Here is a 20,292-nt window from a genome sequence, read left to right as displayed (position 1 = left end):
CCTGAACGAGCCGCGCTATGCGTCTCTGCCGAACATCATGAAGGCCAAGCGCAAGCCGATCGACGCCAAGACCCCGGACGATTACGGCGTGGACATCAGCCCGCGTCTTGAAGTCGTGAAGGTCTCCGAGCCGCCCAAGCGTGAAGCCGGCGTCAAGGTCGAGACCGTGGCCGAGCTGGTCGACAAGCTGAAGAACGAAGCGGGGGTGATCTAAGATGACTGTTCTCGTTATTGCTGAACACGACAACGCGGAACTGAACGACGCCACCCGCGCCGCCGTGACCGCCGCTTCCAAGATCGGCGGCGACATTCACGTGCTGGTCGCCGGCAAGGGCGCGGGCGCGGTGGCCGAAGCCGCCGGCAAGCTCGACGGCGTTGCGAAAGTCCTGCACGCCGATTCCGACACGCTCGAGAAGAAGCTGGCTGAAGCCATGGAAGCCCTCGTGGTCTCCATCGCGGGCGATTACGACGCCATTCTTTCCCCGGCCACGACCGTGGGTAAGAACTTCATGCCGCGCGTCGCCGCCAAGCTCGACGTCATGCTGATCTCCGACATCACGGCTGTTGAAAGCGCGGACACCTTCGTGCGCCCGATCTATGCGGGCAATGCGATGCTGACTGTCAAATCCAACGACGCCAAGAAGGTCATCACCGTGCGTCCGACCACCTTCGAGAAGGCGGGTGACGGCGGTTCGGCCTCCGTGGACACGATCGACGCTCCGGCGCCGAGCGCGAACTCCGAGTTCGTCTCCGAAGAGCTCTCGAAATCGGACCGTCCGGAACTGACCCAGGCCAAGATCGTCATCTCCGGCGGCCGCGGCATGGGCAATGGCGAGAACTTCGCCATCCTTGAAAAGGTCGCCGACAAGCTCAACGCCGCTGTGGGCGCCTCGCGCGCCGCGGTCGATGCGGGCTTCGTGCCGAACGACTATCAGGTCGGCCAGACCGGCAAGGTGGTCGCCCCGGAACTGTACATCGCCGTCGGCATTTCCGGCGCGATCCAGCACCTGGCGGGCATGAAGGACTCCAAGGTCATCGTCGCGATCAACAAGGACGAGGAAGCCCCGATTTTCTCCGTCGCCGATTACGGCTTGGTCGCAGACCTGTTCGACGCTGTCCCGGCGTTTGAAGCCGAGCTTGAGAAAGCGGGCTACTAGGCCGCTTCCGACAGACCCAAGGAAAACCCCGGAAGCCGTGCTTCCGGGGTTTTTTGTGGAGACGCTCATGACCCCCGAAGAGTTCGAAGCAGGTTGGCGGCGCTGGCATGGTCAGGGGGTGATGGCCGGATGGGGCCTGTCCTTTACCCGACCCGAAGCATGGACCCGCTTCCATGCCCTGCCTGACAGTAAGGAGTATTTGGACACCCCTGCGGAAATGGCCATCTATCTGGAACGGGCCGAGGCTCTAATCGCTTGGCTGTTTCCGGACGCAATGGCTGCAGGTTTCTCCGTCAGCACCTCCGAAGAGGTCCGAGGATATCCGGACTGGATCAGGTTTGTCCCGCTCTGGATCACGTTCCTTCCGTTCTGGACGGACCGCTGGCGCCCCTTCCGGCTCGACCTGATCGAGGGGAAGCGTCGCCAGCACAAATGGGAGGCAGACGGTCTCAAACCCGGCTTCGTCTGGAGCGAAGAGAGGGCTTTCAACCTCCCCCTCGACGACGAATACCTCATGCGCGCCTATATTGGTCCCGGACCGGCAAAGAGTTGTCGCCAGAAAATCTTCGAAGATCTGGCGCACGAGCGCGAGTTCTTTATCGTCTGGCATGCGCCAGACACAGGCGCCACTTTCATCCCCTATCATGGCGGCTTTGATGTTTTTCTGGAGACGGCGGATGAGCGAGACGCGGTTCGAGAAGAGTTTTCAGACTGGTTGCCTGTTCCTGGCAAAGGCTATCCTAGCCATCTTGATGTGATGGACGAGAGCGAAGCTGAACAGGCTTCTTCGCCGGGTTCTCTTTGACTAGAGATCGGGCGGCTCCACCATTCCGTCTTCCGCCTCTGGCCCAGCCGGACTGAAACTCCCGCGCCGCGCCTGCTCCAGCTGGGCCAGATGCAGGACGTCACGCGCCATCTGAGCGCCGATATAGGCGTAGGACACCACCCCGACCATGGTCACCACAAAGGCGGCGGCCAGAAGGCTGAGCACCCAGCCCTCGAGGTCTGAACCGCTCCCGAGTGCGCCCATGATCCCGCCCTCGAGGATCTGGTTGAAGATCACGAGAACCGTAATGGGAGCGGTGAAATTGACGATTGCGGTATAGCGGAACGCGGCCTCGGCCTGCTCCTTGCTCACAACGGCCAGGCCCGTGAAATAGGACAGCCCGGCCGCCCCCATGCCAGCAAGACCCGTCTCAAGCCTTATGGCGCGATCAGAGCGCCTCATCGTCTTGACGCGATGGCTTCGCGTTCTGGGATTGAAGCCGGCCAGAGCGCCGAGGTTCAAAGCGGAACCGAGTGTGGCCAGAACGCCAAACTGCTTCTGGGTCTGCTCAAACAAAGCCTCAGCCGCCTCAACATCTTGGGCGTGCATCATTGAGTCTCGAACGCTCGCTCGACCGGCCAGTCCCCGGTCTCCGACCGCCAGGCGAGGCTGGCGACTTTCCACACGCCCTCCTGCCGCGCCAGCACGATGGTGTTGACCCCCGTGGCGAAGGTCTCGCCGGTATCCGCGCGCGTCGCTTCATAGGCGCTCAGGACCGTGGCGAGCCCGCCATAGACATGGGTCTGACGCCGGGTCTCGGCTTCGGTGAAGCCCATTTCGGACAGGCGCTCGGCATTGCGGCTGACATAATCCTCGATAGTGAGGGTCACGACGCGGTCCTCGCCATCGGGCTGCGGCGCCAGCACCGTCATCTGCGCGCCTTCAAGGAACATCGCCCGGAAGCGGTCCCAATCGCGCACCTCGCCGACCGGGCCCGAGATGACGTCATAGAGCGCCTCGACGGCTTCGCCCGTCGTTTCCTGCGCCAGGGCTGGCGCGGAAAGCCCCAATGCGGCCAAGCCCGCGCCAAAGATCATCAGATGTTTCATGACAGCGTCCTCCCCAGACTGAAAGCCTGATTGGGACCGCTCCCGGTCTTAAAGGCAAGTGAAGGCGCGTTAATACCGCTCCAGCGCGGCTTCGATTAGCGCATGGGCTTCCGGGCTGTCCCATTCCGCTTCGCCCGCCAGACGCCCGATCTCCTGACCATTGCGGTCATAGAGGATGGTCAGCGGCAGGCCGCGATTGGCGCTGCCCATCACGCCAAAGGCGATGCTCATTCCGGGGTCGAAATAGAAGTTCAGGTTCTCGAGCTCGTACTCTTCGAAAAAGGCGAGCGGCTCCTCGATCCGGCGATCCATGGAAATGGTGACGACCTCGAACGCGTCCGAACCATAACGGCCCTGGAGCGCGTCCAGATACGGCATCTCCACAACGCAGGGCGCGCACCAGGTCGCCCAGAAATTCACCAGCACGATCTTGCCGCGCATGTCCGCAAGCGTCAGCTCCTCGCCCGTTTCGGTGACAAGAGTGTTCTGCGGCTGGTCCGGCGCCTCGGGGACCGTTCGGAATTTCGCCATTGTCCCCACGGCGTAACTGTCGAGCGGGCCATGGGTGGAACTGACAAACGAACTGAAAATGACGTATAGGATGGCCAAAGCGCCAATGCCGCCGACCGCGATAATGCCCGTTTTCAATGTCGGCGTTTTCATTTCGACCTCTTTCCTACCGGTTCGTTCGCGAACCCCGCCCAAGGACGCATCGCCCATGACCGAAGATGTAAAACCCCAGAACGCTCAGGCCAGCGGAATCTGGGGCGGCCGATTTAACGCCGGACCTTCCGCCGTGATGCAAGCCATCAATGCGTCCGTGGGCGTGGATCAACGACTTTTTGAACAGGATATCGCCGGCTCCCTCGCCCATGCGCGGATGTTGGCCGCCTGCGGTGTGATTTCAAGCGAGGACGAGCAGGCGATCACCTCGGGCCTTGTCGCGATCCGCGATGACATTCTCGCGGGCCAGTTTGAGTGGAAGCCCGAGCTTGAAGACGTGCACATGAATATCGAGGCGGCGCTGAAGGACAAGATCGGCGCCCCTGCCGGCCGCCTGCACACCGCCCGCTCACGCAATGACCAGGTCGCGACGGACTTCCGCCTCTGGCTGCGCGGCGCTCTGGATGACGCGGCGAAGGGCCTGCGCGCCTACCAGGAAGCGCTGGTCAAACAGGCCGAGGCCCATGCCGACTGGGTGATGCCGGGCTTCACCCATCTTCAGACCGCCCAGCCCATTTCGCTGGGCCACCATCTTCTGTGCTGGGTCGAGGCCGCCGAGCGCGACCGGGGCCGCCTGCTGGATGCGCGCGACCGCCTGAATGAATGCCCTCTGGGCGCGGCCGCGCTAGCTGGCACCGCCTTCCCGATCGACCGTTCAATGACGGCGGACGCCCTTGGCTTTGACGTGCCCATGGCGAACTCGCTCGACGCGGTGTCCTCGCGCGACTTCGCGCTGGAAGCGCTGGCGGCGGCGGCGATTACGGCGGTGAACCTGTCGCGTTTCGCCGAAGAGATCGTCCTGTGGACTTCGGGTCGCTTCCGCTTCGCCCAGCTGACCGACGCCTTCTCCACGGGCAGCTCGATCATGCCGCAAAAGCGCAATCCCGACGCCGCCGAGCTGGTGCGCGCCAAGCCGGGCCGCATTTCCGGCGCGCTGCAGGGGCTGATCATTGTCTGCAAGGGCCTGCCGCTCGCCTATTCCAAGGACATGCAGGAAGACAAGCAGATGGTCTTCGACGCCTTTGATGACCTGGCGCTCGCGGTCGCGGCGATGACCGGCATGGCGTCCGATCTCAGCTTCAACCGGGACACGCTTGAAGCGGCGGCGGGGGAATCCTATTCCGACGCCACCGACCTCGCGGACTGGCTGGTGCGCGAGCTGAACATGCCCTTCCGTGACGCCCACCATGTGTCAGGCTCCGCCGTGAAGGCCGCCGAAGCCAGGGGCGTGCCGCTGAAAGACCTGCCGCTCGCCGAGTATCAGGCCATCGAGCCGCGCATCGACGACCGGGTCTTTACGGTGCTCTCCGCGCGTGCCTCCATGGAGAGCCGCACCAGCTATGGCGGCACCGCACCGGTGCGCGTCCGCGAACAGGTGCAGGCCTGGAAAGAGCATTTCGAGTTTGAGGCGGAGCTGTTTGACGCAGACGCCGATGGAGAGACGGCATGAAGAAACTGACCCTCGCCTTTCTGGGATTCGCGGCGGCGATGGTGTTGTCGGGCTGCGGCATTCGCGGTGATCTCGAACGTCCCCCGCCCTTCTGGGGACCGGACGAGCGCACCGATGAGGAGCGCGCCTATGAGACCGAGGACGCCCCCGCCGAGGCGCAAGCCGAGGCCACTGCAAACGGTGAAACCCGCTAGGGCTTTCCCCCGTGCAAAGCCGGTCCTGAGCGTATAGCCTTCCAGTCATGCAACGCTCGCACGCCTTCCTTCGCGCACGCATTGCGCTCCTGTGGGAGCGCGCGGCTCCGGTGCTGATCGGCCCGGCGGCGCTGCTGGGCGCCTATCTGGCGCTTGCCCTGTTTGGCGCATTCGAACGTCTGGGCGACCCCTGGCGGCTGATCGCGCTGGCGATGACGCTGGGCGCAGCCGCGGCCTGGATCCGCTGGAAACTGCCCTTGTTCACGGTTCCGGACCGGACCGAAATCGAACGCCGTGTGGAAGACGATAGCGGTCTGAAAGATCGTCCGTTCGAGGCGCTGCGCGATGCGCCCGCGTCTGGCGATCCGCAGCTCTGGTCCGCCCATATCGAGCGCATGAAGGCGCGACTTGCAACCGCCAGGGCGCGCCGCCCCAAAGCGGCCTGGGGGCGGCTTGATCCCTATGGCCTGCGCGTCAGCCTCATCATCGTCCTGCTGACCGGCGGCTTCCTGGCAGGCGATCTGGCGGGCCCGCGTCTGGGAGACGCCTTCGCACCACGGCTTCTGGCGGGCGGCGGTCAGGATGCCCGCGTTGATCTCTGGGTTGAGGCGCCTGACTACACCGGTCGCCCCGCTTTGTTCCTGCGCGATCGCCGCACTGCTGAAATCCCGGAGGGCTCGACGCTTTTCGCCCGCATCGCCGGTCTCAATCGCGCGCCCAGCATCTCTGGCGCGCCGTTCGAGACCGAAACTCTGTCCGAGGGCGTGCAACTGGCGCGCATCACGCCCCAGTCAGATGGCGTGATCAGCCTGCGGGCGGGCCGCCTGCGTGAAAGCGTGGACTTCACCCTGATTGAGGATACGCCGCCGCATCTGACCTTTGCAGCCGAACCCGAGGGCGATGCGCAGGGCCGGTTGAAGCTCGAATTTGTCGCCGAGGATGATTACGGGCTCGAGACGATCTGGCTGGAATACGCCCGGGCCCCGGCGGATGAGAGCCAGCCCGCCGCCGTCTTTCAGAGCCAGGAGATCACACCCGGTCAGATCCGCCCGTCTGAAGGCGGTCTGGATCTCGCCGAAATCGACCTGTCGCGCAGCCCGCTCGCCGGCGAGCGCGTGGTGATCCGGCTTGCAGGCGTCGATGGCGCCGGCCAGCGCGGGCAAAGCGGGGAGATGACGATCACCCTGCCCCAACGGGTGTTTCTCGATCCTCTGGCCCGGTCGGTCGCCAGCGAACGCCGTCGTTTCCTCCAGGTCGATGACAGCTACGCCGCCATGCCCGACGGCCCGCCGCGCGAGCGGCCCTATCTGGATGATCAGCCCCAGCGCCGTCTGGAACGCGCTCCTGACGAAATACGTCGCCTCGCCATGGCGCTCAACGCCGTCAGTGATGCGCCCTCCTCCTATTTCGACGATGCGATTGTCTGGATGGGCTTGCGCACCGCCCTGATGGAGGTGCGTCGGGCGCGCGAGCTTGATGAGCTTGATCATATGGAGGGCGATCTGTGGGACATCGCCCTGCGCGCCGAGCTGGGCAGTCTGGCCGATGCGGAAGCCGCGCTCGCAGCCGCTGAACGCGCGCTGGCCGACGCCCTGGCGCGCGGCGCGGACCAGATCGAGATCTCCGCCCTGATGGACGCCTTCGAGCAGGCCATGGACCGCTACATGCAGCTTCTGATGCGCGAGGCCGCTGAAGCGGGCCGCTTCGCCGAGGGCGGCGGGGGCGGCAACATGTCTGCGGACATGCTGGAGCAATTGCTGGAAGCCCTGCGCGAAGCCACCGAGCTTGGCGACACCGAAGGCTCGCGTCAGGCGCTCGCCATGCTGGCCGAACTCCTGCGCAACATGCAGGTCACCCTGGGGCAGGGCAATGGCGATGGAGAGGGCGAAAGCGCCGCCGCCCAGGCCATGCGCGAGGCGCTCGAGGAGCTGAGCGACGCCATCAATGAACAGCGCGGGCTGATGGAGGACACCTTCAACGCCCAGCGAGAGCAACAAGAGGGCCAGCAGGGCCCGTCCGGTCGCGACCCGCTGTCAGACCCGCTCGCGCCCGGCGAGCCTGAGCGCGGTGGTTCGACTGACGATTCCCTTGAGGGCCCGCAAAGCTTTGAACGTCAGGACGGCGCCTCGGGGCGTGGTCTGCAGGAGCTGGCGGAGCCGCAGGAAAACCTGCCCGGCGGCCTTGGCGACATCGAAGACGCCATGCCCGGCAGCGAAGCCGGCGAGGACGCCCGACAGGCCCTGCAGGATGCCCGCCGCGCCATGGAGGATGCCGCCCGCGCCCTGCGTGAAGGGGATGGCGAGGACGCGCTCGCGCGTCAGGACGAAGCGCTGGCGGGACTCCGCAGTGCGGCGCAATCAGCCGCTGAAGCGCTGGAGCAGGAGCTCAATCAGGGTGAAGAGGGCGAGGGCAATGATCCGCTTGGCCGCGGCGCCGCGGAAGGGCAGGACACCCAACTGCCCAGCGAAAGCGAACGTCAGCGCGCCCGCGACATCCTGGAAGAATTGCGTCGCCGGGCCGCGGAGCGAGGCCGCCCGCAGGAAGAGCTCGACTATATCGACCGGCTGCTGGAACGCTTCTAGGCGCTAGTGATGATCGCTGGCGTGAGGCTGGGGCGCCGCGTGGTCTTCGGCCGCGCCGTGGTCATCACCCTGTGCGGCGCCATGATCTGCCGGGGCATGAGGATCATGCGACGCGGCGTCGCCGTGATCGGTCGCCGCAGGCGCGGCTTGTCCGCCCGAATGATCGCCCCCCGCATGAGCGTCACCATGTGACATCGCAGCGTCATCGTGAGCGGCCGTGGGATCACCATGAGCCGCTTCCGGCGTTGCGGCGCCCGTATCAGCGATGATCACCTCGACCCGGACCGCGCCCTCGGGCACGGTTTCCAGCGTCGTGTAGAACCGTTCGGCGCCGCCGCCCGGCAGAGAGGCGGATTCCAGCGCCACCGGCCAGCTTTCCAGCACCGCGCCCTGGGAATCCAGAACACGCGCGCTCAGCGGCACGGTCGGGCGATCGCCGCCTGTAATGTTCTCCAGAACGCCTTCGACATGGAGACCGCCCTCTTCAAAGCTGGCGGTCAGCATGCCCACTTCCAGCCCGTAAGGGTTGATGTCCATGCCCACAGCGGCATAGGCGCCGGCGGTGCGCGGCCAGGTCTGCACGATATTGACGCGGAAGATCACCGCGCCGATCAGCGCCACGGCCAGGCAGGCGGCGACGCCGGCCCAGCCGGCGCCTTCCACGGCCTTGCGCTGTTTGAGGCGTTGCTGTTCGGCGCGCGCGCGCACGGCGGCGGCGGGCTTTTCACGAATCGATGGCGCGGGTTCGGCGTCAGCTTGCGGCTCGGCCTCTGACGGCGCCGGAGACGGATCGAAAGAGGGCTCGACCGGCTCGTTCAGGGTCAGCCCCTCATCCTCCACGACCCAGGAGTGCGCACAGGCGGCGCACTTCACCTTGTTGCCGCGCGCGGCCAGGGCGTCGGCATCCACGCGATACTTCGCCTCGCAGCTGGGACAGGTCACGATCATGGACGGACGCCTCGCTTGTCCTGCATAGTCGACTTCGAATTCACGCCAAGCTGCGGTACGCCAGACCCATGAGCTCACACCCGAATGATCCGGCTCCAAACGCGCCCGCCTTTGAAACGGCGGTGCGGTTTGATTCCGTGGGCATGCGCTATGGTCGGGGCCCGGAAGTGCTCAGCGACCTAAGCTTTGAGTTACCAAGTGGAAGTTTCCATTTCCTCACCGGACCGTCCGGCGCGGGAAAGTCTTCACTGCTGCGACTTATTTATCGCGCCGAGCGCCCGTCCCGTGGCCTGATCAATCTGTTCGGACGCGACGCCTCGCTTCTGCCGCGTGACGCCCTGCCGGCTCTGCGCCGCCGGATTGGCGTGGTGTTTCAGGACTTTCGCCTGCTAGACCACCTGACCGTCTTCGACAATGTCGCCTTGCCCCTGCGCGTCGCAGGCCAGGCGCGCTCAAGCTATGCCGAGGATGTGGCCGAACTTCTGGCCTGGGTCGGTCTGGGCGAGCGCATGGACGCCTTTCCCTCGACCCTGTCGGGCGGAGAGCAGCAACGCGCCGCGATCGCCCGCGCGGTGATCTCCAAGCCCGACCTGCTGATCGCGGACGAGCCGACGGGCAATGTGGACCCTGAGATGGCGCGGCGCCTGCTGCGCCTGTTCGTCGAGCTGAACCGGCTGGGCGCGACGATCCTGATGGCGACCCACGACCTGACCCTCGTGAACAGCCTGAACGCGCCGGTGCTGGAGCTGTCCGAGGGCCGACTGGTGGGCAAGGTGCGCGCCGCATGAGCCAGGACAAGTCCAAAGCCCAACGGGTCGCGCCGCTTCTGCCGCCTGATTCGGGGCGGGACCGACCGCTCTTCGCCGTGGCGGCGATCCTGGTCTTTCTGGCCTGCCTGTCCGCCTTTGGCGCCGCGGGCGCCTGGCGCGCGGCGGATGGCTGGACCGATCAGCTGACCGCCGAGATCACCGTCCAGATCCTGCCCGGCGAGGATCGTGATGCGGATGCAGACGCCGTCGCCGCCGCCGAAGCCATCGCCCGCCTGCCCGGCGTGACCGGCGTGATCGCCATGGACCGGGCCGAAGCCGAGCGCCTGGTCAGCCCCTGGCTGGGATCGGCGGACCTGCCCGAAGACCTGCCGGTCCCCCGGCTGGTGGCGGTGCAGATCAATGCCGACAACCCACCGGCCAATGGCGCCATCGAGGCGCTGTTGGCGGACGAGCCCTATGAGATACTTGTCGACGATCATCAACGCTGGGAAGACGCTGTGCAGCGCGCCGCGAACGCCGTGCGCTATTTCGCCCTCGGACTGGTGCTCCTGCTGACCGTCGCCGCCGCGGCCGTGGTGGCCTTCGCCGCGCGCGCCTCGCTCGCCGCTCGCTGGGACGTGGCTGAAGCCCTGCATCTGGTCGGGGCGCCCGACCGCTATGTCACGGGCCTGTTTCAGGAACGGTTCTTCTTTCTGGGCCTCAAATCGGGTCTGACCGGATCCATCGCCGCGGCGCTCGCCGCCCTGGGGCTGGCGCAGGCCGGGGCGGCCTCTGGCGGCTTGTTCTTTGTGCCCACGCTGGAGCTGGGCTGGAGCGCGCTGATGATCCCGCCCCTCGCCGCCCTGATTGCAGCGCTCATCGCCGCCGTCGCCGCGCGCACGGCCGTCTCCAGCGATCTGAAGGCGCGATGGTCATGAGCGGCGGGCGGTTTCTAAGGCTGACCGCCTTCATCCTTCTGACCGCCTTCGTGGTGGGCTTTGCGCTGTTTGTACGCCAGGCCCGCACCTTCACCCCCGACGCCTCCGTGCGCGGACAGGCGATTGTGGTGCTGACAGGCGGTCCCAACCGCGTGAGCACCGCCGCCGCCTTGTTGCAGGACGGCTCGGGGCGACGCCTGCTGATCTCCGGGGTCAATCCGGACAGTCCGCCGGCTGATATCGCCGCCGCGGCCGGGGCGTCTCAGGCGCTCTTCGAATGCTGCGTGGATTTCGGACTTCAGGCCGCCGACACCATCGGCAACGCCGCCGAGACCGCCGCCTGGGCCCGCCAGCACGGCTATGACCGGATCATCGTCGTCACCAGCGACTATCACATGCCCCGCGCGCTACTGGAGCTGCAGGCGGCGATGCCGGATGTCCGACTGGTGGCCTATGGCGTGCCGGCGCCGGCGCCCTGGAGCGGCGGCCATGAAGCGCGGCGATGGCTGGTGGAGTATGTAAAATACGCCGCCGTCTATGGACGCGAACGCGTTCGCACGCTTTAAGCCCATCTGAACTGTCTAGGAGAGCTACGTGGCCGCACTCAGGTCTGCAATTTTCGTCGTCTGGATGTACGGGCTGATGGTGGTGATGGGGATTGTCTGCGCCCCGTTCCTGCTCGGCCCGCGCAGCGGCGTGAAAGGCTGCATGCGCGTCTATCTGGCCCTGGTCTTCGGCGGCCTCAGACTGATCTGCGGCATTCGCTATGAGGTCCGTGGACGCGAGCATCTGCCGAAGGGCGGCGCCCTCGTCGCCTCCAAGCACCAGTCCATGTTCGAGACCCTGGCCTTCTGGGCGATTCTGGATGATCCGGCGATCATTCTGAAGAAGGAGCTGGCCTATCTGCCCTTCTTTGGCTGGTACGCCATGAAGCTCAAGAACATCAAGGTAGACCGCTCCGCGGGCGCCAAAGCCCTGCGCGACATGCTCAAACAGGCCAGCCAGCGCGCCGAGGAAGGCCGTCAGGTCGTAATCTTCCCGCAGGGCACGCGCCTGGAGCCGGGTGAAAGCGACAGCTACAAACCCGGTGTCGTGGGGCTATACAAGGCGATGAAAACGCCCTGCGTCCCTGTTGCGCTCAATTCCGGCCTCTACTGGCCGCCCCATGGCTTCGTGCGCAGACCTGGCGTGATCATTGTGCAATTCCTGCCCGCGATCGAACCGGGCCTGAGCAAGGACGCCTTCATGGCTGAACTTCAAACCCGGATCGAGACCGCTTCGGACGCGCTTCTGCCGGCCTCCCATTCCGCCGAGGCCGCAGCATGACCGCCCAACACGCCCCGGCTCGCCCCCATTCCCGGCTCGGCCTGTATCTTCCCTTTGGCGCGCTCGCGCTGGCGATCGTCATCCACGCGGCCTACTGGGTGATCATGTCCGGCCAGATCCACACCGCCGCCGAGGCCTGGATCGAGGACAAGGTCGAGGCGGGATACGCCATTGACTATTCCACGATGAAGGTGCGCGGCTATCCGTTCCGCTTCACCATCCATCTGAGCGAAGCGGAAGTCAGCGCGCCGGCCACGGACGGAGGCTGGCGGATTTCCATGGACGCCGCCGCCGCCAGCGCCCAGTTCTACAATCTTGATCACTGGATCGTCACGCTGGGCCAGAACGCCATTCTGGATACGCGCATTGATGGCGAGCGCTCTCAGTACGCCCTCGTCAGTGAAAAGGCGCGCCTCAGCCTCATCACCCGCAAGGGAGTCACGAGCCAGATCGGCGCGGAAATCAACGCCCTGTCCATTGAGGCCCTGTCCGGACCCGAACCGATGATCGGCGCCGTCGAGCGCTTTGCAATGAACGGGCGCATGGCCGAGACAGGCGAATTCATCAGCGGGTTCGAAGTCGAAGGCATGCGGTTTCATGACAGCCAGCTCGACAATCCGCTTCAGTCCGCCTTTGGCGACACCGTCACGCTTGTTCAGCTTGATAGCGTGCTGACAGAATTCGACACCCTGTCCCTGGCGGGAGACCCGCTGGCCTGGTCCCGCGCCGGCGGCCGTCTTGTCATCCGGCAAACCCGGCTTGACTGGGGCCCGGCCGCCCTGACCGGGTCGGGCGAGATCACGCTGGATCGCGAGATCCGCCCTGCGGGTCGATTGAGCGTGGTGGTCTCCGACCCTGAAAGTCTGATTTCGGCGCTGGAAGACGCCCGCCTCGTCTATGACGAACAGGGCGCTGCGCTGCGTCTGGCGGCCATGATGGCGCCGCGCCGTGACGAGGGCATCGCCCTGCCCTTCCTGTTGCAGGATGGCGGCCTGTTCCTGGGGCCCGCCCGGATCGGCGAAGTCGGCGCACTGGACTAGGCGCCGCCGCAGACACGCAAAAGCCCCGGACGCCTGGCGTCCGGGGCTTTTTTCGACCGTTGAGCGCTGGCGCGCTTACGCCTTGGCGAAGGCCTCGAGCGCTTCAACCACGGCGCGGTTGTGCTCTTCCAGCCCCACCGAGATGCGCAGCGCGTTCGGCAAGCCATAGGGCTGCACGCCCCGCACGATCAGGCCGCGCTCGGCGAGGAATTTGTTCGCGTCATCGGCGGTCTTGCCCGGCGTTTCGGGGAAATGCACCAGCACGAAATTGCACACCGACGGCGTCACATCATAGCCCAGACCGCCCAGTTGCTGGGTCAGGAAGGCCAGCGAGCGGTCATTGTGCTCTTTGGACTTCTTCAGGAAGTCGCGGTCCTGAATAGCGGCGGTCCCAGCCTCGATGGCGGGCAGGTTGACGTTGAACGGGCCGCGCACGCGGTGGATCACATCCACCACGTCCTTGGGACCATACATCCAGCCCAGACGCAGACCGGCCAGGCCGTGAATTTTCGAGAAGGTGCGGGTCACGACCACATTGTCGTACTCAGCCACCAGCGCCAGCGGGTCTTCGTACTCCGGCGCATCGACGAACTCGCCATAGGCGCAGTCGATCACCAGCAGGGTGGAATCCGGTAGCCCCTCCCGCAGGCGACGGATTTCCGAGCCCGGGATCCAGGTGCCGGTCGGATTGTTGGGATTGGCCAGGAAGACGATCTTGGCGTCATCACCCGCCGTCTCGATCAGCGCGTCCACATCGGCGGTATAGTTCTTTTCAGGCGCAGACACGATCCGGGCGCCGGACTGCATCGCCACCAGACGATAGACCAGGAAGCCATACTGGCTCTGGACCACCTTGTCCTCGGGGCCGAGATAGGCCTTGCCGATCAGCTGCAGCAGCTCGTCCGAGCCTGCGCCGCAGACGATCTGTTCGGCCTTGAGGTTTTCCATTTTCGCGATGGCTTCGCGCAATTCGGTCGCGCCGCCGTCGGGATAGATGTGCAGCGAACTCGCCGCCGCCTTGAAGGCGTCCGCCGCCTTGGGGCTGCAGCCCAGCGCGTTCTCGTTCGAGGACAGTTTCACCGCCCCTTCCGGCGCGGCTGCGCCCGGCACATAGGGTTTGATGTCGAGAAGACCGGGACGGGGTTGGAGCGTCATGGTGCGCCTTTCTGCTCATCTTCATGCGGTGTGCGATCTGACCGAGGAGATAGCGCGGGCCTTGTGACGCCTTCAAGCGCCTTTCTGCGCACCCGCTGCGTCGCGCCGCCCGCGCGCACCGCGCCCACATGCTTGACCGCTTCACTCAGGATCAGTCCGCCAAAGGCCGGCCAGAGCCGCTCGCCCGCACTTTCAAACGCCCGCGCCGTCTTGGGTCCGCAAGTGAACCGCCAGGGCGGCGTGAACAGGGCGCGCGACCAGGCGATCGGTTCGAACAGGGAATCGCTGAGCAGGCCGGTGAGCTGGCTGCGCGTAAACGGTCGGCCATGACCGAAAGGAGTGGAATCTGCGCGCGACCACAATCCGGTCCGGTGCGCCGCGATCACCAGCAGGCGACCTTCCGGCGCCATCACCCGCCAGACCTCGCGCAGCAGGCGGGCGGGATCAGCCGCCTCTTCCAGAGCATGCACGAGGATCACCCGGTCAAAGAGCGCTTCCTTGAAGGCGAACCGTTGCTCGTCGCCCAGCATGCTCAACCCGCCCTTGCCCACACCGGGGGCGGGCCAGGGCACCGCGCCCTGGGCGGCGGGCATGAAAGCGATGGTGCGCCGCGCCCGCCCGCGGAAGGGCTCCAGATAGGGCGGCGCATAGCCAAATCCCAGCATGTCGAGCCCGTCCACATCCGGCCAGAGCGCCAGAATGCGACGCTGCACCATATCCCGCGCGGCCCGGCCCGGCGGGGTGCGGTAGAAGCGGGCGATATCAAGGGCGTCGGTTCGCATCGGTCAGCTCATGGCAAGCGGGTCGAGCCCCATGCTAGGCTCTTGACCTGATAAGGGTAAGACCCAGCTCTCGTTCAAGGGTTACACATTTGGGAGGCGGCCTGATGGCGCTTGAAATCCGGCAGTTCCCCTGCCTTCAGGACAATTACGGCTTTCTGATCCGCTGTTCGGAAACGGGCGCGACCGCCTGCATAGACACGCCGGAAGCGGATGTGATCCTGAAAGAATCCCAGACCCTGGACTGGCCGATCCGCGCCATCTGGAACACCCATCACCATTGGGACCATGCCGGCGGCAATGAAGCGATCCGGCAGGCGACGGGCGCCCGCATTGTCGCGCCCAGGGCCGAAGCGGCCACCATCGGTCATGTGGACCAGCCTGTCGCGGCCGGTGACGCGGTCGCACTTGGAAACCTGACCGCCCGGGTCATGGATGTCGGCGGGCATACGCTCGGTCATGTGGCCTACTGGTTCGAGGAGGCGGGCGTCGCCTTTGTCGGGGACAGCCTGTTCGCCCTGGGCTGCGGGCGGATGTTCGAGGGCACGCCCCAGCAGATGCAGGCCGGACTGGCGCGGTTGCGCGGTCTGCCGCCGGAAACCGTGATCTATTGCGCCCATGAATACACCCAGGTGAACGCCCGGTTTGCGTTGAGCGTAGATCCGGAGAACGCCGCGCTTCAGAGCTACGCCCGGCGCGTGGATGAGCTCAGGGCCGAGGACAAGCCGACAATCCCCACGGTTCTGGCCGCAGAATGTGAAGCCAATCCCTTCCTGCGTTGGGATGACGAGGGTCTGCGCGCGCGGCTCGGTCTGCAAGCGGCCAGCGATGCAGAGGTGTTCGCCGAACTGCGTCGGCGCAAGGACAGCTTCTGATCAGGCGGCCTTGCGCTGCTCTTCAAAGCTCAGAACGCTGTCATAATCGAGCAGGAGGGCGCGGCCTTCCGCAACCGGAAGCTCTGACGCCTTGCGATCACCCTGCCAGAACCGCCAGGACGCGCAGACATGCTGGATGCGGCTGATATCGTCGCCCATCTCGACAAAGAGTTCCGGAGCCGCATTCAGGAAGGATGACAGGGCGCCGCCATCACCGTGATTCAGAAAACGTGCGAACTGATCATGGTACTGCTGAAGCTTGGTCTGAACCCGGGCCCAGCGCTGCTTGGCCTCGCTGGACACGCCCGCCACCAGCTGGCGGTACTCGTCCCGGTCTGTCGCATGCAGCTGGCCCAGATTGAGGGCGTTGATCGCGGTCAGGAAGTCTGACAGATCCTTGCCGCAGGCCCCGGCGCGCCAGCAATAATACAGCGTGCCCTTCCAGCCATTCATGCTCAGCCGGTACTGATCCGGCGTCATGTTCAGCGCGCTGCGCAGCACATCCAGCTTCTCGGATTCATGGTCCTCGAAGAGGGTGTTCGCCAAACGACGCGCCTGCAGGAGCGAGCCGTCCTGGGCCGTGTTGAGCGCACGGCGCACCAGCAGATTGATCTGGCCCGCAACGAACTCGCTGATCTGGGAAACCTCCTGTGCGCTCATCTGGAAATAGGCGTCAGACACCTTGCGCTTGGAGCGACGGAAATGATCATAAAGCAGGTAGGGATCGAAGGACGGCAGGGCGCAGAGCTCGCGCAGGCGCGCAATATCCTCCCGGAAACGCGGCAAGGTCTTGGCGACGCCCAGATGGGTGCTGAGTTTCTCGGCGAGTCCCGGATCCTCGACAAAAATGCTGTGTCCGCCTGAATCGAGATTCGTCTCGGACATCGGAATGATGATCTTGGTGGCCGAGATGCGGGCGCCGCTGACCTGCTCGCGCTCCCAGGCGCGCAGGGTGTGTTTCACAATGAAGCTGGTGTTCAGGCGTTTGGTGTTGAACATGGAGGTCTTGCTGGTCAGACCCAGAGCGCCGGCGCTTTCCTGAACAGACAGCAAATCCATCACGCGGCTTGTCGAGCCACCCGATTTGAGCAATTTCAGCTTACCAAAGGTATTCTGGGTCATGAACCTGCGCCTGTTCTGTTCCGGGAATGCCTTGCAAAAATCAGGCCAATAGGAGCGCGCCATGACGCCATCCGGAGATATGGGAGTCAACGAGATCATCCGGATGCTGGGCATGAAGCCCCATCCCGAAGGAGGACACTATGTCGAGACCTGGCGGGACGCACCCGGACCCGATGGTCGGGCCCGCTTCACGGCGATCTATTTCCTGCTGGCGGCGGATGAAGTGTCCCGCTGGCACAAGGTGGACGCGGCCGAAACCTGGCTGTGGCAGGCGGGCGCCCCCCTGTCGCTAAGCTGGAGCGAGGATGCGACAACCGCCCGCCATCAAAGACTCGGCCCCAATCTGCGCGCGGGCGAACGCCCGCAACAGGTCATTCCCGCTCATGCCTGGCAAACGGCGGAATCCCTTGGCGCCTGGACGCTGGTCAGCTGCCTGGTGGCGCCCGGGTTCGAGTTCGACGGCTTCGAGCTGGCGCCGGAGGACTGGCGGCCGGGGCCGGACGGCGCGCCTGGCTAGGGTCTAGCGCGGCGCCGGGTTTTCAAAACTGCGACGGATCAGGGCCGAGCTGGGTCGCCCCCCATATCCCAGCGACGGGGTGATGGAGACATCCAGCACCTGCCCGTCATAGCTGACCTGGGGCGCCTCGCCGATGCCCAGCCGAACCACTTCAAGCTCGCGCACCGTGCGGCGCGGCGCCAGATCAGCGCCCCGGCGCACCATGCGCATGGCGTCGGCCATATACGCATTGCCTTCCGGGTCGAGCGCCGTGAGCTCCGCCAGCACCTCCTTGCGGGAAATCTGGGCCAGAGCATGCGCCATCTCGGTGGCCACGCGCTCAAGCGCTTCGCCATCCATGGGTTCGGCGGCGAGCGGCTGGGCCTGTCCCACGGGTTCGACGATCACGCCGTCGGGCCGGTCAGACGGGAAATAGGTCCAGCCGCCCAGATTGGACTGGCGCAGCAGCATGCGTCCGGTATCGGTGATCCAGACTTCGCCGCCCCCGGCCGCCCGCACCTGATGAACAGCCATGATCTCGTCATCGTCATCCGCGCGGATGAGCGGCATGGAGGCCGAACGATCAAATGTGAAGCCGCCGCGTCCGTCCGCGCGCTCGAACCATAACGAACGCTCTACGGTCTGGACTTCCTGCCCCAGCATGCGCCGGAACGGGTTGCTCTGTGCGACGCCTTCTCCGGTTCCGAGCGCCCACAGACCGGCGCTGAGAACGAGAAGGACAAGAATTCCACGTTTCATGAAGGCACAGTGTAATCCGCTTCACGGCGATTTCGAGGCGTGAGCGCGGCTTGTCTGCGCTCGGCCCGACCCTGTTGCCCTCAGGTCATATATTGCCCGCCATTCGCGGTCAGCGTCGCGCCCGTGATGAAGCCCGCATCGTCAGAAGCGAGGAACACCACGCAGCGGGCAATCTCGTCTGCCTCGCCCAGACGACCGGCGGGAATGGTCGCGATGATCTGGTTGCGGATCTCCTCGGGCACGGCCATCACCATCTCGGTCGCCACATAGCCCGGGCAGATGGCGTTCACGGTCACGCCCTTGCGCGCGCCTTCCTGGGCCAGCGCCTTGGTGAAGCCCAGATCCCCGGCCTTGGAGGCGGAATAATTGGCCTGGGCGAACTGGCCTTTCTGACCGTTGATCGAGGAAATGGTGATGATCCGGCCAAAGCCGCGATCGCGCATCCCGGACCAGACCGGATGGGTCATGTTGAAAACGCCATTCAGGTTGGTGTCGATCACTTCGCGCCACTGCTCGGGCGTCATCTTGTGAAACGGCGCATCACGTGTGATGCCGGCATTGTTGACCAGCACATCGACCGGCCCCAGAGCCTGCTCGACCTGACGGACGCCTTCCGCGCATGCGTCATAATCGGCGACGGACCATTTGAACGCCGGGATGCCGGTCTCTTCCGTGAACTGCGCCGCAACAGAGTCATTGCCACAATAGTTCGCGCCAACGGCGTATCCGGCGTTTTTCAAGGCAATTGAAATCGCACGACCAATTCCCCGCGTGCCCCCTGTCACCAAAGCTGTTCGCCGCATCTCGATTTCCCCTTTGTCCTTCGGGCCAAACTCGGGTTATGCTGCGCAGCATAACAATATGGCGCTCGCAGCAATCATGATGGGAGCGCCTGCCTTCGAGCCTTCGCGCCGCACTTGATTAATGACGTTGAATGCCAGCTGAGTCGAGCCGGTTATTCCGGAGAGTTCGAAGCAAGAGACCAGGGACCGCAGGGAGGACAACGCGTGACCGAGACCAAGACGTCTGACGCCGTGATCATCAAGAAATATGCGAACCGGCGGTTATATGACACGTCCGCCAGCCGCTATGTGACGCTCGACCATTTACGCGAGCTGGTCCGGGAAGGACGCGACTTCAAGGTCATCGACGCCAAGTCCGGTGACGATCTGACGCGGGGCGTTCTCGCCCAGATCATCTTCGAGGAGGAGTCCAAGGGCGAGACTCTGCTTCCGGTCGAATTCCTGCGCCAGCTGATCTCCTTTTATGGCGACTCCATGCAATCCATGGTGCCGAGCTATCTGCAGATGTCGATGGAGACCTTCGCGCGCCAGCACCAGGCCATGCGCGACAAGATGGCGGGCGCAATGGGCGAGGCCATGGGCGGCAATTCCATGGCCATGCTGGAGGAACAGGCCAAGCGCAACATGGCGATGTTCCAGCAGGCCATGTCCATGTTCACCCCCTTTTCAACCGGCGCCTCCATGGGCGACATGCCCGGCGCGCCCTCTCAGGAGTCCTCGGCCAAGTCTGACGACGTGCAGGCGCTGCGTGCGGAGCTGGACGCCATGCGTCAGAAGCTCGATCAGCTGGCCTCCAAGGAGTGATCCGTCCCGAACTGAAACGCGATCACGGTTAATGGCGCGTTTAGAGACGTAAACGAAGCGTTAAAACTGGCCTGGACCTTGCTCGGTCCAGGCCATGTTTGTTTATGGCTCACACTCCGCGCGCCGCCCCGCGCTCCCGGCTCCGACCTCTTCGCGTTCGGTGCAGGTGCACCCGACCGAGCGCACGCACGAGCGGCAGGAAGACCGTCGCGGCCCTGCGACCTCGGAGCGTCGAGGCCGGCGTCGCACGGACGCACCGGTCGAACCGGCGGTCGCCCGCATCACCAGCGCAACCGGCGTTCAGCTTCAGGCCGATTTTCCGCACCCGCGCCGCGGTCTGCGCGCCGACGCCAGCGAACGGGCCCGCTACGCTCGCGCGTATGACAATGCGCAAAGCCTGAGCGCGCCCGCGCCGAAGCGCGGTCAGGAGCGGTCCGCATGAGCGCGTTGTTCACCCTGGACAATATCGAACACCGGTTCAGCCCCGTCTGGGACGGGGTGTGGGTTCTGGCATTCC

General features: G+C 65.1%; 23 protein-coding genes and 1 pseudogene. 15 read left to right on the top strand and 9 right to left on the bottom strand.

Annotated features, from left to right (window positions below; translation table 11 throughout):
* From B2Z70_RS04650 to B2Z70_RS04640, 3 genes and pseudogenes are all read left to right on the top strand, one after another.
* A pseudogene (locus tag B2Z70_RS04650) lies at positions 1-214 on the top strand (electron transfer flavoprotein subunit beta/FixA family protein); the annotation flags it as partial.
* Between the two features lies 1 nt (position 215).
* Positions 216-1,157: an electron transfer flavoprotein subunit alpha/FixB family protein gene (locus tag B2Z70_RS04645; protein WP_292981592.1), complete on the top strand. Its 942-nt coding sequence runs from the start codon at positions 216-218 to the stop codon at positions 1,155-1,157.
* A 67-nt stretch (positions 1,158-1,224) separates the two neighbouring features.
* The gene (locus tag B2Z70_RS04640) at positions 1,225-1,962 is read left to right on the top strand and encodes a DUF3885 domain-containing protein (RefSeq protein WP_292981589.1); all 738 of its coding nucleotides are present in this window, start codon (positions 1,225-1,227) and stop codon (positions 1,960-1,962) included.
* Here B2Z70_RS04640 and B2Z70_RS04635 read toward each other — a convergent pair whose 3' ends face one another.
* The 3 genes from B2Z70_RS04635 to B2Z70_RS04625 form a co-directional block, all read right to left on the bottom strand.
* Positions 1,963-2,535: a hypothetical protein gene (locus tag B2Z70_RS04635; protein ID WP_292981586.1), complete on the bottom strand. Its 573-nt coding sequence runs from the start codon at positions 2,533-2,535 to the stop codon at positions 1,963-1,965.
* Positions 2,532-3,032 carry a hypothetical protein gene (locus tag B2Z70_RS04630; RefSeq protein WP_292981583.1) on the bottom strand — a complete coding sequence of 167 codons (501 nt, stop codon included), beginning with the start codon at positions 3,030-3,032 and terminating at the stop codon, positions 2,532-2,534. The genes B2Z70_RS04635 and B2Z70_RS04630 overlap by 4 nt, the downstream gene beginning before the upstream one ends.
* Positions 3,033-3,101: 69 nt before the next feature.
* Positions 3,102-3,695, bottom strand: coding sequence for a TlpA family protein disulfide reductase (locus tag B2Z70_RS04625; protein WP_009802854.1), 594 nt, complete (start codon positions 3,693-3,695; stop codon positions 3,102-3,104).
* 55 nt (positions 3,696-3,750) lie between these two features.
* Here B2Z70_RS04625 and argH point away from each other — a divergent pair, with 55 nt between their 5' ends.
* From argH to B2Z70_RS04610, 3 genes are read left to right on the top strand one after another with little or no spacing between them, the layout of a single operon-like run.
* Positions 3,751-5,205, top strand: a complete 1,455-nt coding sequence (argH, locus tag B2Z70_RS04620; protein WP_292981580.1) for an argininosuccinate lyase — start codon at positions 3,751-3,753, stop codon at positions 5,203-5,205.
* Positions 5,202-5,399: an LPS translocon maturation chaperone LptM gene (lptM, locus tag B2Z70_RS04615; RefSeq protein WP_009802852.1), complete on the top strand. Its 198-nt coding sequence runs from the start codon at positions 5,202-5,204 to the stop codon at positions 5,397-5,399. Before argH ends, lptM begins: the two co-directional genes overlap by 4 nt.
* 47 nt (positions 5,400-5,446) lie before the next feature.
* Positions 5,447-7,981, top strand: a complete 2,535-nt coding sequence (locus tag B2Z70_RS04610) for a DUF4175 domain-containing protein (protein WP_292981576.1) — start codon at positions 5,447-5,449, stop codon at positions 7,979-7,981.
* 3 nt (positions 7,982-7,984) lie between these two features.
* Here B2Z70_RS04610 and B2Z70_RS04605 read toward each other — a convergent pair whose 3' ends face one another.
* Entirely contained in the window at positions 7,985-8,929 is a 945-nt protein-coding gene (locus tag B2Z70_RS04605) for a zinc-ribbon domain-containing protein (protein ID WP_292981573.1), read from the bottom strand.
* Between the two features lie 68 nt (positions 8,930-8,997).
* Here B2Z70_RS04605 and ftsE point away from each other — a divergent pair, with 68 nt between their 5' ends.
* From ftsE to B2Z70_RS04580, 5 genes are read left to right on the top strand one after another with little or no spacing between them, the layout of a single operon-like run.
* Complete coding sequence (ftsE, locus tag B2Z70_RS04600; RefSeq protein ID WP_292981570.1) at positions 8,998-9,717, top strand: cell division ATP-binding protein FtsE; 720 nt, start codon at positions 8,998-9,000, stop codon at positions 9,715-9,717.
* On the top strand, positions 9,714-10,616 hold the full coding sequence (locus B2Z70_RS04595) for a cell division protein FtsX (protein WP_009802849.1): 903 nt from the start codon (positions 9,714-9,716) through the stop codon (positions 10,614-10,616). Before ftsE ends, B2Z70_RS04595 begins: the two co-directional genes overlap by 4 nt.
* Complete coding sequence (locus B2Z70_RS04590) at positions 10,613-11,182, top strand: YdcF family protein (protein WP_241760708.1); 570 nt, start codon at positions 10,613-10,615, stop codon at positions 11,180-11,182. The genes B2Z70_RS04595 and B2Z70_RS04590 overlap by 4 nt, the downstream gene beginning before the upstream one ends.
* Before the next feature lie 28 nt (positions 11,183-11,210).
* Positions 11,211-11,942 (top strand): lysophospholipid acyltransferase family protein, encoded by a 732-nt coding sequence (locus tag B2Z70_RS04585; protein ID WP_292981565.1) that lies wholly within the window; start codon positions 11,211-11,213, stop codon positions 11,940-11,942.
* The gene (locus tag B2Z70_RS04580; protein ID WP_292981562.1) at positions 11,939-12,982 is read left to right on the top strand and encodes a DUF2125 domain-containing protein; all 1,044 of its coding nucleotides are present in this window, start codon (positions 11,939-11,941) and stop codon (positions 12,980-12,982) included. Before B2Z70_RS04585 ends, B2Z70_RS04580 begins: the two co-directional genes overlap by 4 nt.
* Before the next feature lie 75 nt (positions 12,983-13,057).
* Here B2Z70_RS04580 and hisC read toward each other — a convergent pair whose 3' ends face one another.
* Together hisC and B2Z70_RS04570 are read right to left on the bottom strand one after the other, a co-directional pair.
* On the bottom strand, positions 13,058-14,137 hold the full coding sequence (hisC, locus tag B2Z70_RS04575) for a histidinol-phosphate transaminase (RefSeq protein ID WP_009802845.1): 1,080 nt from the start codon (positions 14,135-14,137) through the stop codon (positions 13,058-13,060).
* Positions 14,134-14,919 (bottom strand): class I SAM-dependent methyltransferase, encoded by a 786-nt coding sequence (locus tag B2Z70_RS04570; RefSeq protein WP_009802844.1) that lies wholly within the window; start codon positions 14,917-14,919, stop codon positions 14,134-14,136. The genes hisC and B2Z70_RS04570 overlap by 4 nt, the downstream gene beginning before the upstream one ends.
* Before the next feature lie 104 nt (positions 14,920-15,023).
* Between B2Z70_RS04570 and gloB the strand changes: the two genes are divergently transcribed.
* Complete coding sequence (gloB, locus tag B2Z70_RS04565) at positions 15,024-15,791, top strand: hydroxyacylglutathione hydrolase (RefSeq protein WP_292981557.1); 768 nt, start codon at positions 15,024-15,026, stop codon at positions 15,789-15,791.
* Here gloB and B2Z70_RS04560 read toward each other — a convergent pair whose 3' ends face one another.
* Complete coding sequence (locus B2Z70_RS04560) at positions 15,792-16,913, bottom strand: hypothetical protein (protein WP_009802842.1); 1,122 nt, start codon at positions 16,911-16,913, stop codon at positions 15,792-15,794. It lies immediately after the preceding gene.
* 61 nt (positions 16,914-16,974) lie between these two features.
* On the opposite strand from B2Z70_RS04560, the gene B2Z70_RS04555 reads away from it, so the two are divergent.
* On the top strand, positions 16,975-17,430 hold the full coding sequence (locus tag B2Z70_RS04555) for a cupin domain-containing protein (RefSeq protein ID WP_156776235.1): 456 nt from the start codon (positions 16,975-16,977) through the stop codon (positions 17,428-17,430).
* A 3-nt stretch (positions 17,431-17,433) separates the two neighbouring features.
* On the opposite strand, the gene B2Z70_RS04550 is transcribed toward B2Z70_RS04555, so the two are convergent.
* Both B2Z70_RS04550 and phbB read right to left on the bottom strand, forming a co-directional pair.
* Positions 17,434-18,168: a DUF4908 domain-containing protein gene (locus B2Z70_RS04550; RefSeq protein WP_040612686.1), complete on the bottom strand. Its 735-nt coding sequence runs from the start codon at positions 18,166-18,168 to the stop codon at positions 17,434-17,436.
* Positions 18,169-18,248: 80 nt separating this feature from the next.
* Positions 18,249-18,971, bottom strand: coding sequence for an acetoacetyl-CoA reductase (gene phbB / locus B2Z70_RS04545; RefSeq protein ID WP_292981550.1), 723 nt, complete (start codon positions 18,969-18,971; stop codon positions 18,249-18,251).
* Between the two features lie 204 nt (positions 18,972-19,175).
* Here phbB and phaR point away from each other — a divergent pair, with 204 nt between their 5' ends.
* Both phaR and B2Z70_RS04535 read left to right on the top strand, forming a co-directional pair.
* On the top strand, positions 19,176-19,775 hold the full coding sequence (gene phaR, locus B2Z70_RS04540) for a polyhydroxyalkanoate synthesis repressor PhaR (RefSeq protein ID WP_292981547.1): 600 nt from the start codon (positions 19,176-19,178) through the stop codon (positions 19,773-19,775).
* A 94-nt stretch (positions 19,776-19,869) separates the two neighbouring features.
* Positions 19,870-20,217, top strand: a complete 348-nt coding sequence (locus B2Z70_RS04535) for a hypothetical protein (RefSeq protein WP_292981544.1) — start codon at positions 19,870-19,872, stop codon at positions 20,215-20,217.
* Positions 20,218-20,292 lie beyond the last annotated feature (75 nt).

The organism is Oceanicaulis sp. UBA6590, from assembly GCF_002433705.1.
Taxonomy (GTDB): Bacteria; Pseudomonadota; Alphaproteobacteria; order Caulobacterales; family Maricaulaceae; genus Oceanicaulis.
Note: the sequence above shows the minus strand (reverse complement) of the source record. Positions and strands in the feature narration are given on the sequence as shown.

Bases quoted from the DNA above. Each gene is read 5' to 3' on its own strand.
- B2Z70_RS04550 (WP_040612686.1), bottom strand. From the start codon at position 18,168: ATGAAACGTGGAATTCTTGTCCTTCTCGTTCTCAGCGCCGGTCTGTGG.
- B2Z70_RS04610 (WP_292981576.1), top strand. From the start codon at position 5,447: ATGCAACGCTCGCACGCCTTCCTTCGCGCACGCATTGCGCTCCTGTGG.
- B2Z70_RS04535 (WP_292981544.1), top strand. From the start codon at position 19,870: ATGTTTGTTTATGGCTCACACTCCGCGCGCCGCCCCGCGCTCCCGGCT.
- B2Z70_RS04625 (WP_009802854.1), bottom strand. From the start codon at position 3,695: ATGAAAACGCCGACATTGAAAACGGGCATTATCGCGGTCGGCGGCATT.
- B2Z70_RS04580 (WP_292981562.1), top strand. From the start codon at position 11,939: ATGACCGCCCAACACGCCCCGGCTCGCCCCCATTCCCGGCTCGGCCTG.
- B2Z70_RS04630 (WP_292981583.1), bottom strand. From the start codon at position 3,032: ATGAAACATCTGATGATCTTTGGCGCGGGCTTGGCCGCATTGGGGCTT.
- argH (WP_292981580.1), top strand. From the start codon at position 3,751: ATGACCGAAGATGTAAAACCCCAGAACGCTCAGGCCAGCGGAATCTGG.
- B2Z70_RS04570 (WP_009802844.1), bottom strand. From the start codon at position 14,919: ATGCGAACCGACGCCCTTGATATCGCCCGCTTCTACCGCACCCCGCCG.
- B2Z70_RS04640 (WP_292981589.1), top strand. From the start codon at position 1,225: ATGACCCCCGAAGAGTTCGAAGCAGGTTGGCGGCGCTGGCATGGTCAG.
- B2Z70_RS04590 (WP_241760708.1), top strand. From the start codon at position 10,613: ATGAGCGGCGGGCGGTTTCTAAGGCTGACCGCCTTCATCCTTCTGACC.
- phbB (WP_292981550.1), bottom strand. From the start codon at position 18,971: ATGCGGCGAACAGCTTTGGTGACAGGGGGCACGCGGGGAATTGGTCGT.
- lptM (WP_009802852.1), top strand. From the start codon at position 5,202: ATGAAGAAACTGACCCTCGCCTTTCTGGGATTCGCGGCGGCGATGGTG.
- B2Z70_RS04605 (WP_292981573.1), bottom strand. From the start codon at position 8,929: ATGATCGTGACCTGTCCCAGCTGCGAGGCGAAGTATCGCGTGGATGCC.
- B2Z70_RS04645 (WP_292981592.1), top strand. From the start codon at position 216: ATGACTGTTCTCGTTATTGCTGAACACGACAACGCGGAACTGAACGAC.
- ftsE (WP_292981570.1), top strand. From the start codon at position 8,998: ATGAGCTCACACCCGAATGATCCGGCTCCAAACGCGCCCGCCTTTGAA.
- B2Z70_RS04555 (WP_156776235.1), top strand. From the start codon at position 16,975: ATGACGCCATCCGGAGATATGGGAGTCAACGAGATCATCCGGATGCTG.
- B2Z70_RS04595 (WP_009802849.1), top strand. From the start codon at position 9,714: ATGAGCCAGGACAAGTCCAAAGCCCAACGGGTCGCGCCGCTTCTGCCG.
- B2Z70_RS04635 (WP_292981586.1), bottom strand. From the start codon at position 2,535: ATGATGCACGCCCAAGATGTTGAGGCGGCTGAGGCTTTGTTTGAGCAG.
- gloB (WP_292981557.1), top strand. From the start codon at position 15,024: ATGGCGCTTGAAATCCGGCAGTTCCCCTGCCTTCAGGACAATTACGGC.
- B2Z70_RS04560 (WP_009802842.1), bottom strand. From the start codon at position 16,913: ATGACCCAGAATACCTTTGGTAAGCTGAAATTGCTCAAATCGGGTGGC.
- hisC (WP_009802845.1), bottom strand. From the start codon at position 14,137: ATGACGCTCCAACCCCGTCCCGGTCTTCTCGACATCAAACCCTATGTG.